The 14919-nt window shown below is 52.6% G+C and carries 10 protein-coding genes and 2 pseudogenes; 8 read left to right on the top strand and 4 right to left on the bottom strand.

The window, feature by feature from the left end; genetic code table 11:
• Positions 1 to 90: 90 nt before the first annotated feature.
• Positions 91 to 245 (bottom strand): annotated as a pseudogene (locus tag CLU91_RS28850) (zinc ribbon domain-containing protein); the annotation flags it as partial.
• 426 nt (positions 246 to 671) lie between these two features.
• On the opposite strand from CLU91_RS28850, the gene CLU91_RS26720 reads away from it, so the two are divergent.
• The 3 genes from CLU91_RS26720 (at position 672) to CLU91_RS26730 (ending at position 3083) form a co-directional block, all read left to right on the top strand.
• The gene (locus tag CLU91_RS26720; protein ID WP_442906615.1) at positions 672 to 893 is read left to right on the top strand and encodes a transposase domain-containing protein; all 222 of its coding nucleotides are present in this window, start codon (positions 672 to 674) and stop codon (positions 891 to 893) included.
• A gap of 94 nt (positions 894 to 987) precedes the next feature.
• Positions 988 to 1146 (top strand): hypothetical protein, encoded by a 159-nt coding sequence (locus CLU91_RS28325; RefSeq protein WP_198521521.1) that lies wholly within the window; start codon positions 988 to 990, stop codon positions 1144 to 1146.
• 68 nt (positions 1147 to 1214) lie between these two features.
• Positions 1215 to 3083 (top strand): hypothetical protein, encoded by a 1869-nt coding sequence (locus CLU91_RS26730; protein ID WP_157814833.1) that lies wholly within the window; start codon positions 1215 to 1217, stop codon positions 3081 to 3083.
• Positions 3084 to 3478: 395 nt separating this feature from the next.
• Here CLU91_RS26730 and CLU91_RS26735 read toward each other — a convergent pair whose 3' ends face one another.
• Positions 3479 to 4168, bottom strand: coding sequence for a DUF6988 family protein (locus CLU91_RS26735; protein ID WP_100876977.1), 690 nt, complete (start codon positions 4166 to 4168; stop codon positions 3479 to 3481).
• Between the two features lie 611 nt (positions 4169 to 4779).
• Between CLU91_RS26735 and CLU91_RS26740 the strand changes: the two genes are divergently transcribed.
• From CLU91_RS26740 to CLU91_RS26760, 5 genes are all read left to right on the top strand, one after another.
• The gene (locus CLU91_RS26740; protein WP_157814834.1) at positions 4780 to 5910 is read left to right on the top strand and encodes a type IV toxin-antitoxin system AbiEi family antitoxin; all 1131 of its coding nucleotides are present in this window, start codon (positions 4780 to 4782) and stop codon (positions 5908 to 5910) included.
• Positions 5891 to 6724 (top strand): nucleotidyl transferase AbiEii/AbiGii toxin family protein, encoded by an 834-nt coding sequence (locus tag CLU91_RS26745; protein WP_100876979.1) that lies wholly within the window; start codon positions 5891 to 5893, stop codon positions 6722 to 6724. Before CLU91_RS26740 ends, CLU91_RS26745 begins: the two co-directional genes overlap by 20 nt.
• 1219 nt (positions 6725 to 7943) lie before the next feature.
• Positions 7944 to 8294, top strand: coding sequence for a DUF2185 domain-containing protein (locus CLU91_RS26750; protein ID WP_100876980.1), 351 nt, complete (start codon positions 7944 to 7946; stop codon positions 8292 to 8294).
• Positions 8295 to 8689: 395 nt separating this feature from the next.
• A complete protein-coding gene (locus tag CLU91_RS26755; protein WP_157814835.1) occupies positions 8690 to 11110 on the top strand; it encodes a hypothetical protein in 2421 nt (806 codons plus the stop codon).
• The gene (locus CLU91_RS26760; RefSeq protein ID WP_232730964.1) at positions 11107 to 12546 is read left to right on the top strand and encodes a hypothetical protein; all 1440 of its coding nucleotides are present in this window, start codon (positions 11107 to 11109) and stop codon (positions 12544 to 12546) included. The genes CLU91_RS26755 and CLU91_RS26760 overlap by 4 nt, the downstream gene beginning before the upstream one ends.
• A 566-nt stretch (positions 12547 to 13112) precedes the next feature.
• Here the strand turns inward: CLU91_RS26760 and CLU91_RS28600 are convergent.
• Both CLU91_RS28600 and CLU91_RS26765 read right to left on the bottom strand, forming a co-directional pair.
• Positions 13113 to 13282 (bottom strand): annotated as a pseudogene (locus CLU91_RS28600) (IS110 family transposase); the annotation flags it as partial.
• 279 nt (positions 13283 to 13561) lie between these two features.
• On the bottom strand, positions 13562 to 14896 hold the full coding sequence (locus tag CLU91_RS26765; protein WP_100876982.1) for a hypothetical protein: 1335 nt from the start codon (positions 14894 to 14896) through the stop codon (positions 13562 to 13564).
• Positions 14897 to 14919: the final 23 nt, after the last annotated feature.

The following is a 14919-nucleotide window of genomic DNA, read 5'->3' on the forward strand; positions in this document are numbered from 1 at the left end:
GTCTCTTGAAATGCGGCTTTTCGTAAGCCTCGGAGCAGCTTGTTGTTGGAGCGGTGGCATACGAGCAGTTACCGCCAGCGATCCCTAATCCGGGCACGTCTGGCTGATGTGGTGCGGCGGCACGGCAAGCAGCATGCCGCCATTCCATTCCATCTTGTGGCGAGTTGTTGCCTGAACTCGCCCCACCCCTGGTCGAGAATGGCACGGTTCAGCGCGGCTGTCTGACGCACCCTCTTGCCCGGCTGACTGCATCAACCAACTGCTGAACCAGGGCGGTGCCGCCCGGTGCTGCCTAGATCGCGACCAGGTGCTGTGTTGCTAGTCGATCTTACGGCGGCGGCAGATGGTCGATCAGGTACACGGCGCCGGCGTGGCTGGCTGTTGACTAATCCGCTGAGACTGCTTCGGTAACTGTTGCGTCACCCATGCTGATCGACCATGTTGCCGGATTAGACCGTGCAATACGCGGGGTGGCCAGGTACTAGGCGGGCGACGATATCCTTGCCTGATCCAGCGACGGGACCGCGTCTGGCTTGCCGGTCCTCCCTACCCTGCAGAGAGACGCCAACCGCGCTCAAGTAAAGCTGCCTGAGCTCCGGTGTGTTACCGGGACTACTGGCCGCCGTAGCTATCTGTATACCGACGGCGGCAGTGGCGGCGAGCGCGCCGGCGTGATCTACTCGTTGTTCGGGACGGCCAAGTTCAATGGCGTCGATCCTGAGGCCTGGCTACGCCATGTGCTCATGCGCAGCGCTGACCACCGGGCCAACCGGGTCGACGAATTCCTGCCTTGGCACTTCGCCGCGAAGATTCCAACTGATCGAAACACGCCGCTTCCCAGCGGGGTGATGCCATCATCGATCAAATTGCTACCGCACTCAAGACGGCGCTGAGCGGAGGCTTACGGCAGAAGCGCGAGAAAATGCTTTTCTGTTACGGTCACAAAACTACACTGCAAGCTCCACCCACTTCAGAAGGAGCATTTAAATGAACCAGAAACAAGCTGATCACCACGCGAACCAGCATAACCCGACTAATATCGCTCATAAGCAAGTGAATGATAATCGCGCAAATCAAGGAAATCCCACAAGCCCGGTATATGACAAGGGGAGAGCCATTCCGAAGCCGGCAGTGAAGCGCAAGTAAAACAGAATGCAATACCAGGGGGCGGGCCGTATCGATTTGCGGACCCGGCCTCCACAATGGAGTGTGCAATGGCTAGAAAAAAAGCAAGTGATGGAGTCTTGGCGACGATCGAGCGACTGACAGGCAAGGTGCCGTGTCCTATGTCTTTACGTGGTGCGCTGAATAAGTATTTGTATCAGGAGCAGTTGTTTGAAGGCGCAGACTCGGGAAGTAAGCACAGCCGCCCCAAGCAACTTGGACAGCTTTGTGGCCCTGACACTGACAATCTCGTACGTAACCTGCTGGACCTCGATGCGCTCTTCAACGGGGAGACAGCCACCGTAATAGGCGTTGTCACTGGTGCTATTGGTGCGAAAAAATTGAATGAAAGGCTGGACGATATCGAGCAAAGCATGCAACAACGACTCGAAATCTACCGCTACTGGCTGGACCGTATCTCGTCAGCACGCACCGTTCTAGCTGACCATCAGGTGAATTTGAAGGTGGACAGGCTGGATGAAAAGTTATCGGTTTCCAAAGATGATCGCACGCCGCCTATCGCACCCTTTGCGCTGCACGCGCTACGGGTCCAGGAAGCGAGTGAGGCGAAAGGGCGAACAGGGCTGCCAAGCGCAACTGAGTTTGTAGCACGGGCGGATGCCTATCTGGCGCTGGACGACTTGGCGAATGCGGATAGAAACGCCTGCTCGGCTATCAAGCAAGACCCAGCTTGCGCGCGAGGCTGGTTTATTCGTGTGGCGATCGCGCTCCGACGGCGTCAATCGGCGCTGCGTAACTCCCATCGGAAGCGAATGGAGGCGCAAGAATGTGCGGAACCGCTCTCGTCACATGAAAGGTGGGCCATGGAGCAGGCGGACGATTCAGCTTGCGATGCTTTGGTGCATCAGCAGGCTCTGGATGCGATACTGCCGCAAGCCATTTTGCACTGGCCGCAAAATGCAGGGCGACCTGACCATGTCGATTTATGGAAGCAGGTCCGCAACGTATTCGTCGAAAGAATGTTCGCGATTTGTGTTCACGATATCCAACGAGCAGGGACGCGGCAGCAGTGGGCGCACCTGAACGGACTGGAGCTAGAGTGGGAACTGGAGCACCGGAAGCATCCATATGGTTCAAGCATCGGGCTGACGGGGCGCTCGCCATTCACTGTGGCGGAAACTCAAGCCATCGCTAAATTGCTGGCCGTCTACGATGAGAAGCCTCTGCAGTTTTTTGATGCTATTGGGGAAAGCAGAATCGCCACGGAGTTCCGGTTATACCACCTCCGCTTCGCGCTGCGCATGGAAGGATGTGATGTTCACTGGGACAGACTGCGCGCTCACGTAGAGCGAAGTCCGGCAGCCTGGCAGGCCAATAACCTGATGCGGGATCCTACTGTAGCCAAGTTATGGCAGGCGCATTACTGCCGTCGCAATCACCCCAATGCTCTGATGCAGTCTTACGCAGGGTGGCTAAGGGATACGCAAGCGCAAAGCAATGAAAGCCACCGTCACCTTGTCCTGCGGCAGTATGCGTATCTGTTTCACCATCAGTTCGCACGACGGCAGTTCAGTCTATGCGGTGAAGTGGCCGCCATTGCGCGCGCGCTTTTTGATGGCACGACAGGGCTGACCGGGTGGTTCGGGAGAGCGTCGCATCCTTACGACGATTCTATTAGCATGCCACTCCATCAATTACGGTACTGGGATTATCTTGCTGCGGTCGCTGCCGTCGAGCAGCGCAGGCAGGGTGAGCCTCTATCAGCGCAAGCGCAGGCGATACTCGATGACGAAGCCAGTTGGCGACAGGCTTTTTCAGAACAAGCCTTATGCTTTTGGACGGCATCGGAAGAGTACGAGGAAGGTGGTGGCGAGGACTGGCCCGAGCCGCCTTATGGAGTCGACCTCCTCGAACCGGACAGTTGGGCGAAAGAGGCCCAACCTGTGCCAGATAAGTGACGCGAGGCAGGGGCCCAGATCACTACCAATGATTTGGCAGGGTTCGTGGGTCAACTCCCTCACGGCTAAACGCCTTGCGCGGTTGCTGCTGGGCTTTGGCGGGTCGCCGACTTTGACTTTGACTTTTCACGTTGCTCGTCCCGCTGCGCTATGGCCAGTCCAGGCGGACGAGCGTCGAGCCGTATGCCGACGCGCTGTTCGGAGCGCATTGCAGCGTATGGCTGAACAGGGCATGTATGCTGGCACTGCGCCGGTGTCTTGGGGGAAATGATCCAGCGATTCGCGCAATGCTTGACGGTTTGATGTGGCGCAAGGTCGATACATGGAATCAATTTTCTTCGATGCGCGTTATGTTTGATCCCTTGTCCATGACCGAGCCGGTAAATTTATCCCAACTAGGTCGGATTCGGTTCATTTACTGAAGTCATTGGCAGGCAATCTGCGAAGGCGAGATACAGCTTTGTAACTTGATTCATACGCTGCTGCTCACCTGTGAGCACCGCCAAGATACGATAGGCAAGATGACTGTGAGCATTGGCAAACTTGAGTATCTTTTTCGCCAGTGGCAAAGGAAAACCTTCCTTTGTGCGGCTGAGCGGATGAATGCCGGTGTGCACGAACGAATTCAGCGCATGGCGTGAGTATTGGTTGAACTCCATCAGTGGCTGTGTGAGTCCGGCGGGCCCAGTCTTTTGTACTGCTGCCAGCATATCAAGGTATCCTGGTAGTCCCTTGGCTGCTTGCTCAGCCTCACTTTCCAAAGGCACTGCCAGCTTTTCCACCTGGGGAGGTGTGGCCGCGAAAAGCAGCCATGCTGCCTTGAGAACCGCTTCGTTCTGCAGGCGCAATAGCGCAGCGCCAGTATTTGACGCTCCGACCTCAAATGCTTTCCTGAGCACCGATCCGTGTTCTATGGAGACCATGGCTGCAGTGGCTACGAGTTCCAATTTTGGGCTGCTATCAGCCAATCGTAGTTCCAGTTCAGGAAATTCTGCATGCAGTGCAAGTTCAAACTCTGCCGAGCGCTGCAAGAGGGTTTCGATATTAGGTGACATAGATGGCAGAATGAGGAGGTTCATGCGCATAAAAGGGCGCTATGGAGTAGCTATCGTAACGCAAATTTATTCAATGTTGCCTTCCCTCCCCATTGATCGCCACCAGCAGCTTAAACTCTCCTGATCCATAGTTCTAAAAAGATGATGAACTGATGGATCGGTATGGGGCCACCGGTGTTCTGCCAGGCTCCTGGTGCGCGATCTCATAGCTGCCTGATCCAACGACGAGATCGGGTCTGGCCTGTCTATCTCCCCTGCCCTGCAGATACTACTGCCGCGTTCAAGCAATAGTTGCTTGAGCTTCGGCCGGTTCATGCATGATTTCTTCCGAGGATAAACGCCTTGTGACGTTGTAGTTGAGGTCGCGAATCGTCGACTTTGATTTGTCACGTCGCGTGCCCGCGGTTTGGTTCTGGCCGCCACGGCCGGTCCTGGTGGGGAGTGTTGGTCGGGGCGGATAGGGCGGGTCTGCTAAATTTTAGGCGTCATAGTTCCCTTCCTAGAGATTCGCTCATCAGATCGGCCACGGGATAGACCATCGTCGCTACCTTTGCGTTCAGGTTGGAGTGTTTCGATGAACAATTGAATTGGTGGCAAGAGGTTAGTGCTGTTGTCCATTTTTCTGATGTTGTCCACGTTACGTGGACATTGACTATTTAATGGACAAGGTTCACAATTTGATTGTGTTCAAGTATGTGGAAAAAACAACCTATACGGACAACCTAACGTTGGGCGAAGATATGTCACTGAAACAGTATGAATCACAATCATTGCACAAGCTTGTGGAAATTTTGCAGCGAACCGCAGGCCTAACCATACAGGTGCTGGAAGATACTACTGCACGTGACCATGACGGCTACCTGCGCATTCGAACCGACGAAGGGCAGTGTTTTGATTTGCCTTACGAGGCCAAGGGGATTGTTGATCGCCGTGATCAGCTGTTGACTTTTAAGGCGTTGCAAAATGGGACTGTGCTGATTACCCGGTCCATGAGTAGTGCAATGGCTGAGCAGTGCCGCGAACTCAATATCCAATTTATTGATCATGCCGGTAACTGTTTCTTACGCCAGTCTGGACTCTACGTCTTCATTGTTGGGGTCAAAGACACTACGAAAGCAGAGCAAGTGGCTACTCGTGGACTAACGCCCGCTGCGCTGCGGGTTGTTTTTGCTATTTTGGCCCAACCCTCTATCCTGAATAGCAACGTGCGGCGAATTGCTGAGGTATCCCTCGTTTCCCATGGCGCGGCTGGAGCAGCTTTAATCGTACTTGAGGAGATTGGGTTTTTCACCACAGCAGGAACGGGCCGTAGAGTACTGACTACGCCGGAACGATGGCTAGATGCCTGGACGGAAGGTTACTTAGGACGAATTCGCCCAAAACTTGAGAGACACAGGATGAGCTCCCCTGCCTCCTTGCCTGCAACTATTCAGCGAGTGAGCCCTCAGATACGTGAAGTAGCATTGGGAGGAGAGGCGGCGGCGGCATACCGTGATATGGGGCTGAAGCCTGGTACTCTCACGCTGTACATTGACCTCAATGAGCCGAACGTAATGCGTAACCTCGTGCAGGAGCTAAAGCTGCGTCGTGACCCCGAAGGAAAAATTGAAGTAGTCAACATGTTTTGGAATGCCAATGAGCTGCAAAGTTTCCCAACTGTACCCGACGCATTGATCTATGCCGATCTAATCGGTACTGGAGAGGAGCGAACGATGGAAATTGCCACCTACCTAAGAAAGGAAATTTGCAAATATGTTGCAAGTGAAGCCTAATGTCCCGCTAACAGACGTTCTACTCAGGTTGATCGGCGCACTTGATCAGGTGGCAAAGCAATTAAAGATTTCTTACTTCGTGATAGGAGCGACTGCGCGAGACATTTTAATGGAGCATGTATACGAGTTGGAAGCGGCGCGGGCAACAAGGGATGTTGATTTCGCCGTTGCAGTTTCTTCATGGGGCGAATTTGATCGTTTAAAGGCGCAACTGATCGCAACAGCCGGCTTTTTTCCAGGTGAGCATGCGCACCGTCTCACTTTCGGAGAGGGTATCGGTGCCTATCCCCTCGACCTAGTGCCGTTCGATGGCGTGGAGCAAGGCGGCGAAATAGCCTGGCCCCCAAAGGGTGAATTCGTGATGAATGTTTCCGGATACGTGGAGGCTTTTCATAGTGCACTTGACGTTGAGATCGCACCTGGCTTTAAGACGAAGGTCGTATCCCTACCTGCCATGGCTATACTCAAGATACTAGCCTGGAGCGATCGCCCTGAGGGCGATAAGCACGCATCTGATGTTTTATTGATTCTTCGAAACTATCACCAAGCTGGTCAATTTGATCGACTTTACGCGGAATGTATGGACCTGCTCGAGGCCCATGTTTATGACGTCGAACTATCCGGGGCTGCCCTACTTGGCCGGGATGCTCAACGTGACATCACTCAGGAAACAAGAGATCAAGTTATTGCTGTATTCGCAAACCAGAAGAACTTTGAGAAATTCAACTCTCAAATGATGAAATCACACACTGGTGACGTGGAGCGTACAACGCTTTTACTTAATGGTTTTCTCCAGGAACTGAATCGCTATTAGTAGTGCAGACTTGAATCGTGAATCGCCACCAGTAGCTCAGACTCGTCTGATTCATAGTTCTTGCAAGATGAAAAACCAATTGATTGTGTCGGGGGGCCTGGGCGTCCTGCGAAGCACCTGGTTTGCGATCTCACAGCTGCCTGATCCAACGACGAGATCGGGTCTGGCCTGACTATCCCCCCTGCCCTGCAGAGGCTCCTGTCGCGCTCCATCACATACGGCTTGAGCTTCGGACGGTTTCTGTATGAGCTTTCCGTGACCAAGCACTTTGTGACTTTGTAGTTGAGTTTTTGCGGGGCGCGGCACATTCGATTCGAGTCTACTTTACATTATTTTTGCTCTGCAGCAATATATTTAGATTAGAGTGTCGCAGCCACCGATTGAGTCCGCAGCCGCAGCTGCCTTTCAAATTCATTTAACTTAGACCTGATGGAAACTTTGAGCATAGTGGTGCTGGCATTAATTTTTTTGTCTTTACCTGTCACCATTGCATGCGGAATTCTTGTCGCGCGGCTAAAAATAATTCGCACGGGGGGGCATGGAGCGGCAGGATGCGTTCTACTCTATATTGCGCAAGGCCTGGGGCTGCCGATAGTCGTTGTTGCTCTGGTTTCTGCCTTTTTGATGCTCCTCTCCATTGGCGGTGGCCCTGCATGGATTTGGCCTATCTTTTTCTATGGTCTCGTCACCTACTTTGCCATTGGTTGGGCCCTGGCGTGGATAGCTGTGGGATGTTGGTTTCTTGCGAAGCATTCTCTTGCTAGGATGAATCGCCACTCGTAGCTTAGAATCTCCTGATCCATAGTTTTGAAAGATGGAAAACCGATGGATCCTATTAGGGACTTGGGTGTCCAGCCAGACACCAGGGCTGCGATCTCGTCGCTACCGTATCCAACGACGAGATCGGGTCTGACGTACCAATCGCCCTGTCCTGCAGCGGCTACTACCGCGCTCAGGCAAAAGCCGCTTGAGCTTCGGTGGATTCCACCATGAACACTTCCGTGGCTAAACCCCTTGCAACGTTAATCTCGGGTTCCACGGGGCACCGCGCAATCGATTCGAGTTATCTTTCGCATCATTTCTGTTCAGCAACGATACATTTAAGTTAAAGTGTTGCGTTGATAGATTGAGTCCGCAGCCACTAGCGATTATTGCGAATCAGAATGTTACCGCCGACGGCCGTTTAGCCGTAGTTGAACTTGGATGTTAGACGTTGGGTATGACGAAAATTTACTTCTTGGCGAAAGATCAGATTCAACCGCTCGTCTCTGGCTATGGTGCAGGCCTAGCAAGCGACATGATCACTGTCGATGGTCTTCCGGTATGTTTCATGTATCGAGAAAGTCCTAGACACGACCACGATAGTGGATGGTGCTTCATGTCAGGGCAAGAAACTGATGAGTACGCAAACGACATCGAAAATCTCGCATATTACAATATGAATACGATCGTCAATTATGATCGTTCCATTATTCCTTTGCTAGACGCTCCGATCGGCTCGGCATTCGAACGAAATTCCGGTGATGAAGATTTCGTAGAAATTTTAGACTGGAATTCTACCGAAGACTGAACGTATTCGGTGCAGAACGCCTTGCTGCGTAAAGCAATGTCGGATTTCCATCCTCTGGACTTCAGCTAGCGGCTATAACCGGACCTTCACTTACGACTATTTTTGAGCGATAAATGACTGTAGATTTTGCGCCGCTGCTACCGCGTGACAAGCACGACACTGAAAGTGCCGCAGCTCTCATAGTTGAACCGTCTAGAGTCATTTCTCGTCATCTGTCCTGATCTTTACCAAGTGACTACGTACATTTTCACATTCACAATAGAGGATGAAAGTTCATGGTTGGAAATCGGGATTATCAGAGAGCAGTAGAGGACGGTCGCCGGAATCAAGAGGTTAAGGTTCTTATCCAGAACTGGTGCGGCCATGCACGGATCGAGAAGTTTGGGGGCACCGGCATGATTGAAAAAATAACCGGATTCCCGATCGGCAATCACTCTATGGGTTGTGACCATGCCCCTCCAGCTAGAATGGCGACTCGGTTGCTCGAAGACGCAGCACTAGACTTCTATGATCATAATTGTGTAGGTTGCAAACTGCGTCACCCATTGCGCCTGCCAAATCTTGTCCAAGTTGTGCTAGAGCGGGACCGAAAGAAAGCTGAATGGGAAGCAGACAAGACACGGACGGAGAAGGCTCTCAACGACGCATTCGACTCGCGCCAAAGAATTAGAGATGGACTTCGTCTAGATGCAACCGCACCCGTTGCTGCTTTAATTGAAGACATCCAGTTATTGGATCAAAAGCGAACGCAGGATGCGGCTGAGAAGATTCTCGCGACCGCTAGTCTGGCTCCTGAAGTTTTCACCGGCGCTCTAGTCGAGCACCTTTTCAACTTGGTCGAAGCGAGCGAGACCTGGGCTTCGGATACTGCGCTCCGCTGCCTAAGTTTGCTTTCCGCTGACTACGAGCGACTTGTAGCGTGCGCGATGCATCGCATCTCAAGCGGAAGCGACTTAGCTATTGCTGGTGAGATTCTAGTTTCTCATCTTAATTTGGTTAAGGAAGAACAGGTTGGCGCTGCTGTAAAAAGCCTTTGTTTTTACGCGGCGCCTCCGCGTAATCAATTTGACTTCTCAGAGCCTGAGCGGCACCCTGAGCCACTGCAGGCGCTGGCGGTGATGTTTGCGAAGCCGGTCGAAAAAGCACTTGATACTTTGATTGGCAGCAGGGTGGCCAAGGATGTGAGTGTCGCAGCCAGAGTCATGCATTTGCTGTATGTCGACGTCACGTTTCCTGTAGGACTAGTGCGCGGCTTGGCCGCTAAGTTAGTGCGGATCGACACCTTGCTAGATAGCGATAGAGATTCGGAAATAGACGGCATCGCTCTTGATCTGAGTCGTGCGCTGGTCTCCGCCTTTCACGCTGATGACCAACAGGTGGATACGTTGCTTGCAAACTACTATACCAGTGCTTCTAGTATCGGAGAGGCACGTATCGCAGGCGTGTATTCTGATCTGCTGAGACTCCCCCAAAGTCGGTTCGATTCTGAAGAGCCAATCCTAAATCTCAAACCGTATGGAACAGCCCTTAGGCGGATTTTACAATGGGCCTCTGTTAGCCAAAATACCGAAGTGCTCAAGGAGGTTCATGAGGCGTTGAGACACTTTCCTGACCAACTCGCTCCGGTCGTAACTGAGCAGATTGAGTTCCTGCTGGGCACCGCTGCATTGGTGGACCAAGCACTTCAGAATTTAATGGATTCCAAAATCGCACCTGAAGATGCGGATAACTTTCTTGCACACTTGGAGCGTGACAGCAAAATTCAGCAAGTTGCTGGACTACGCGCTGCCATCCTTGAATGGGTGAGCAGCGCAGCAGCAGTGAATTCGATTGCTGCTGATAACTTCATCAGCTTCATCAACAGCGATGTGCCGTGGCCAGAGCAGTTTCGCAGCGCCCTCGTTAAGGCGCTGCCGCCGCTTATGAAAACAGGAGCGTCAGTTAATGCAGTCCTTCCTTACCTTTACGGAGCATTGGTCGGCGAGTCGGCATTAGTAAGGATGGCGGGAGCGCGCGCATTGCAGGAGTTGCGTAGTTCTCGTGTGAAGGACCTTCCGTCCTTGGTACATGACGCATTCCTCTTATTGCTAGCCGACCCCATCAAAGGGGTGCATCAATCCGCAGTTAATACGTTAACCCGCATCTCGCTTCCTGAGGAATATGGCCGCCAAATTAACCTGCGATTGCTGAATATCTTTGAAGCCTATTCGCAATCCATCGGTGAGGATGCGGAGTTTCTCGTCACTTGCGTTGATTTGTTGGTTAGCAGACTGCATAAGGACGTGTCTGCTCTTGCTAAATGGGGACCCATTTTTATTGCGGTTTTGTTGAATCTTGATGCGGCAACAGTTCTGAGGCGAAGTCATTTGTGGATGTTAAAGCGCCTCATACACGTTGAAGGCTTTCCTGATTTATTGCTTAGACTTTTACAGTATGCCCGGGAAGTCGAGCACCATGATGAAGAATTAGTCACGTTGTTACGTGAACTTCCTGAGAGTGGAGTGCAACTTATCCAGGATAAGTTAGCGAACTTTTGCCAGGATTTGGCATTCGGTCGAGTACTTGGCGCAGCCTGCATCGAGGTGTTAACCGCAGCAGATGCGTGGGATGCTGCCGTCGAAGTTGCCAATCAGTCGCATCAATCGTTAGGCGATTCTATTCAGATGAAGGTCCGCAAACAATACGCAGAGTTGACATTGCTAGCGACAAAGTTGGAGCAGCACTTGGCAAAAGGGGCTGTTCCGGAAGCACTCGAATGTAGTGACAAATGGCACAGGGTATTACGAGGGATTCAAAAATCCAGAGGAAATCAATGAGGCATAACTTTGTGTCGCCTGAAGTCTTGGCATCGCGGTTCACCGCCATGGAAGCGCTGCTGCGATTTCCCGCAACCGTTGGGGCTCTTGACCTGAATTCCGTGGCCGGCGATCTCGATTCGATCTCCGCATCACTTTCGAGCTCGAACGCCGCCGTCGCGTATGCTGCATTCGCTGGGATGACTCGCATCGCTGGGACTCTAGCACAATGGCACGACGCAGTAATAGGTGCGCTCCCTGATGCGGATCGGTTCTTGCGAAGCGCAAAGGCACGTTATCAACCATGGCTGAGAGAGTACGAAAGCCAGTGTGCGGCAAATAAATTTGTTCATGCTAGCGCCTCATTACCGGATGTATCAAGCTTAGACGATGCTGTGCGGTTTGTTAACGCAATTGGCGCGGTTCCTTTACCCATTGGGGTGCTGGCTCAAGACCGACCTTTTGCCGGAGATTACGGAGCTCAGTCTAAAACTGAATCAGAAGCTGAGCCACTTCAGCTTACAGTCGCTTTTCTAAAATTTGAAATTGACTCAGTAGGCGTGCAGGACATACACCAACTAACGCCGGGAGAGGTGCACGACCTGGAGCTCGAAATTCGGGTATCGAGGTGGCCTGTGGAACAGAGTGAGTTGAAATTGATACCGTACTCTGTCGAACTGGCTTCTACTTACGATTTCCCTAGTTTCAGTTTTCCTCGTCCTCACGGTGAGCCGCCCTATATCCTCCGTCAGCGCGGCCGAGCCCTTTTAAAGGCTACTCAAGGATTGCACGCTAGGCCATTCGAATTTAAGTACGCGGCAGAGTTCTTACCACCTAAGACTGAGCAGCCCGTTGCCGTTGTTGGGCATCGCACCCTTCTGATTGATGGGACTGATCCATCACGCACCATCTGCGGCTATCCGGCGATGGATCAGCGCCTGCTTGAAGTTCGTAACACTCTGCGTAGAACGCCGCAGCTGCCGGAGTTGGAGTTGCGAGACTTTCTAATGGTTCTTGCTCCGCTTTTTAATCTCGCCGGCAGTGCCGTTCAGGATGCACTGTTCCCAGGGAAGCATTCTGAAGCCGAGTTTCAACAGGAGGTACGAGCCGCGTTGCGACGAGTTCCGTCAATAGGCGTCGAACTGGAGGAACATGCCAGCGCTGCGGGTGGCATCACGGATTTGTCCTTTAGGGGAATTCCCATAGAGCTGAAGGTCGAACGCTCTGTTCTTTTTTCACTGCAGAAGGCAGGGCGATTTCTCTCGCAAACGGCTTCCTATGCAGTCGCAAAAGGGAAGACGACAGGGGTGCTCTGCATCTTGGATTGCAGTGAAAAGAATGGCCCACCACGTGATCCCGCGCAATTGATCGCAATTCAATCCGCTGAAAATGGAGTACGAATTTGTGTACTGGTGGTGCAGGGAAATCTGCTAAAGCCGAGTGCTCTTTCCCGGTAGATTCGGTCATGTGTGAGTATTTCCATATGAACCTATGTATTCACGCTCACTCCACCAGAGTTCAGTACTTTCGTTGCCTTCGTTATACATGCGCCGAATGGCTTATGTGCAATCGTGATCTGAGTCACCACAAGTAGCTAGGACAATCCTGATCCATAGTTCTCGGAAGATGAAAGATCGATGGATCGTGTTAGGGTTTGGGTGTCCTGCCAGACTCCTGGTGTGCGATCTCGTAGCTTGGCTGATCGACCAACGACCTAGACGCTGGCCTGTCTATCCCCTGCCCTGCAGAGACTCCAGCGGCGCTCAAGCAAGAGTTGCTTGGGCTTCGTCGGGTTGCACTAAACACTTTGCGACGTTGTAGCTGAGGTTTTACGGGGCGCCGACTTTGACTTGATGCGTTGCCGGTGCTAGAAGTTTTTGGGGTCGCCGCCACCGCCGGTCCAAGCGTTTGAACGTCGATCGGTACTGCAACGCATCGTGCTGGTCGCGATACATTGGGGCGTGCGATCGCACTGCCCGTTTTCGCTGATTAGGTCACGCCGATTTGGATCGGTTATATGTCACGCCATGCCCCACGCCTTCATGCCAATCAAGCATGGCGGTAGATCGACAAAGTATTCCGTCATCTCCATCGATCCAGATTATTGCGCAGCACGGCTTTACTCTGAGCATCTACGCCATGAACCAGAAAAACGTTCTTTGCAAGATCAATGCCTGCGGCAATCATCTTCATGGTGGACGCTCCTTTCGGTTAAGGGGATATCACCCCTATTTGGGCACCTCGATGCCGTTTGAAAGAGGGCATCCATTCCATTAGAGCCGTTGCCATTCCCTGACTTTACTCAACGCTGTACACAGTACACAGTACACAGGTCGGACGGCTGGCCGCTTATCAACGAGGAGCGGTAGAATCAAGTGACTATGTGAGCGCGATTTGCTCGATATTGTGTTGGGCTAGCCGCGTGGCAGTTCACGAACAGCCGCTGACCGGAGCCATCACCGACGCAGTTGTTTAAAGTAAGAGAACTGCTTTGATCTCGTCCATGGTTTCGTCGCACAGCTCGACAAATTTCGCAGCTTTGTGTTCGTCACGGGACTCTTCGGTCGGATGCTTGTAATGCCCGTGTGTCCCGGCCGAGAAGAAAGCATGCGCATTAGGAGAGTGCGCAGTTACCACGTTATTCGCACTTTCCTTGTCGCCGTGATGAGGGACTATCACGGCCTTGTATCGTTGCTTGTGCAGGTCTTTGATGCGCGGGGACGAATCGGACGCGAAACGGCTGTAAACGTAGTCACCTGGTGCGAGCACACGTTGCCCGTCGCGCACGAACACCGCAACGATGCAATTGCCGTTAGAATCAAGGGTGCTCGGATTTGCCCTGATGAGCTCTAGGGATGTGTTGGCGGCCAATGTTACTGTCGTTGACGAAGTGTCGACGCACTTGCTGATGACTTCCTTGTCTTTGAACAGGAGGTGGCTCACACCGGCGGGTACCAAAATTGCGCTTACTTTTTTGCGAAGGCCAGCGTCCCAGGCAAGCAGCTTCCAATGGTCGTAGTCCGTGTGGGATGCCACCATCACGAGATCTGTCAGCGGTTGGACTTTAGCGGTGAGGTCGTTGCTCATTATGTTGGACTTATCAAGGTAGCGTTTGCGCGTGACTGGCTTGCCGGCACCAGCGTCGAGCAACCACCCTTTCCGTCCGTTGTCGATCAACGAGCACATACCTTGCCCAACATGAAACGCGTGAAACGTGTAGGGAGCGGAGCGGTTCACCGTACCTGCGGAACCATGCTGATATCGCGTGCCGGTGAAAGCCTTGACGGAAGTCAACGGCTGCGAAACGAACGCTCCCATCTTCGAGGTACACGGGCGCGCTTGTAACTGAATGCCACCGCTTGGAAGCCGTGCGTCGTCCGCGCTTACCGGTTCGACTCTGATGATATCTATATAAGTGGGCCCATCCATGGAGAAGGTTGGATAGTAGTAATCTGCAGACGACTTTCTAACCTCGATATCGACACGAAACCACTGTCGGCTTCGAAGATACTGCGTTTCGAGATCTTTGATCTTCGCAAGTTGTCCCATAACCTCCCACCAACGAGTAAGGCCTAGCTGTTGCCGGAAATAGCGCCAAAAGTCCAGGTCGATCACATATGTGGTAACACCGTCTTTCCCGTCGTTTATCAAGCTGTGGAAATCACTCTCGTCGATCCCAATGAGGCGAACGCAGCGACCGTGTCTAGCATATTCTTTTGTACCGAAATACGTCTCCACCTGACAGAAGAATGCCTTCTCTTCTCTTCGCCGGCGTCGGCGAAATTTAGACGAATCTGCTGCCATCATCTTTCTCCATGGTAGGGGCTATC

The organism is Janthinobacterium sp. 64 (genome assembly GCF_002813325.1).
Lineage (GTDB): Bacteria > Pseudomonadota > Gammaproteobacteria > Burkholderiales > Burkholderiaceae_D > Janthinobacterium.

Bases quoted from the DNA above. Each gene is read 5' to 3' on its own strand.
- CLU91_RS28325 (WP_198521521.1), top strand. From the start codon at position 988: ATGAACCAGAAACAAGCTGATCACCACGCGAACCAGCATAACCCGACT.
- CLU91_RS26730 (WP_157814833.1), top strand. From the start codon at position 1,215: ATGGCTAGAAAAAAAGCAAGTGATGGAGTCTTGGCGACGATCGAGCGA.
- CLU91_RS26735 (WP_100876977.1), bottom strand. From the start codon at position 4,168: ATGCGCATGAACCTCCTCATTCTGCCATCTATGTCACCTAATATCGAA.
- CLU91_RS26745 (WP_100876979.1), top strand. From the start codon at position 5,891: ATGTTGCAAGTGAAGCCTAATGTCCCGCTAACAGACGTTCTACTCAGG.
- CLU91_RS26750 (WP_100876980.1), top strand. From the start codon at position 7,944: ATGACGAAAATTTACTTCTTGGCGAAAGATCAGATTCAACCGCTCGTC.
- CLU91_RS26755 (WP_157814835.1), top strand. From the start codon at position 8,690: ATGATTGAAAAAATAACCGGATTCCCGATCGGCAATCACTCTATGGGT.
- CLU91_RS26760 (WP_232730964.1), top strand. From the start codon at position 11,107: ATGAGGCATAACTTTGTGTCGCCTGAAGTCTTGGCATCGCGGTTCACC.
- CLU91_RS26765 (WP_100876982.1), bottom strand. From the start codon at position 14,896: ATGATGGCAGCAGATTCGTCTAAATTTCGCCGACGCCGGCGAAGAGAA.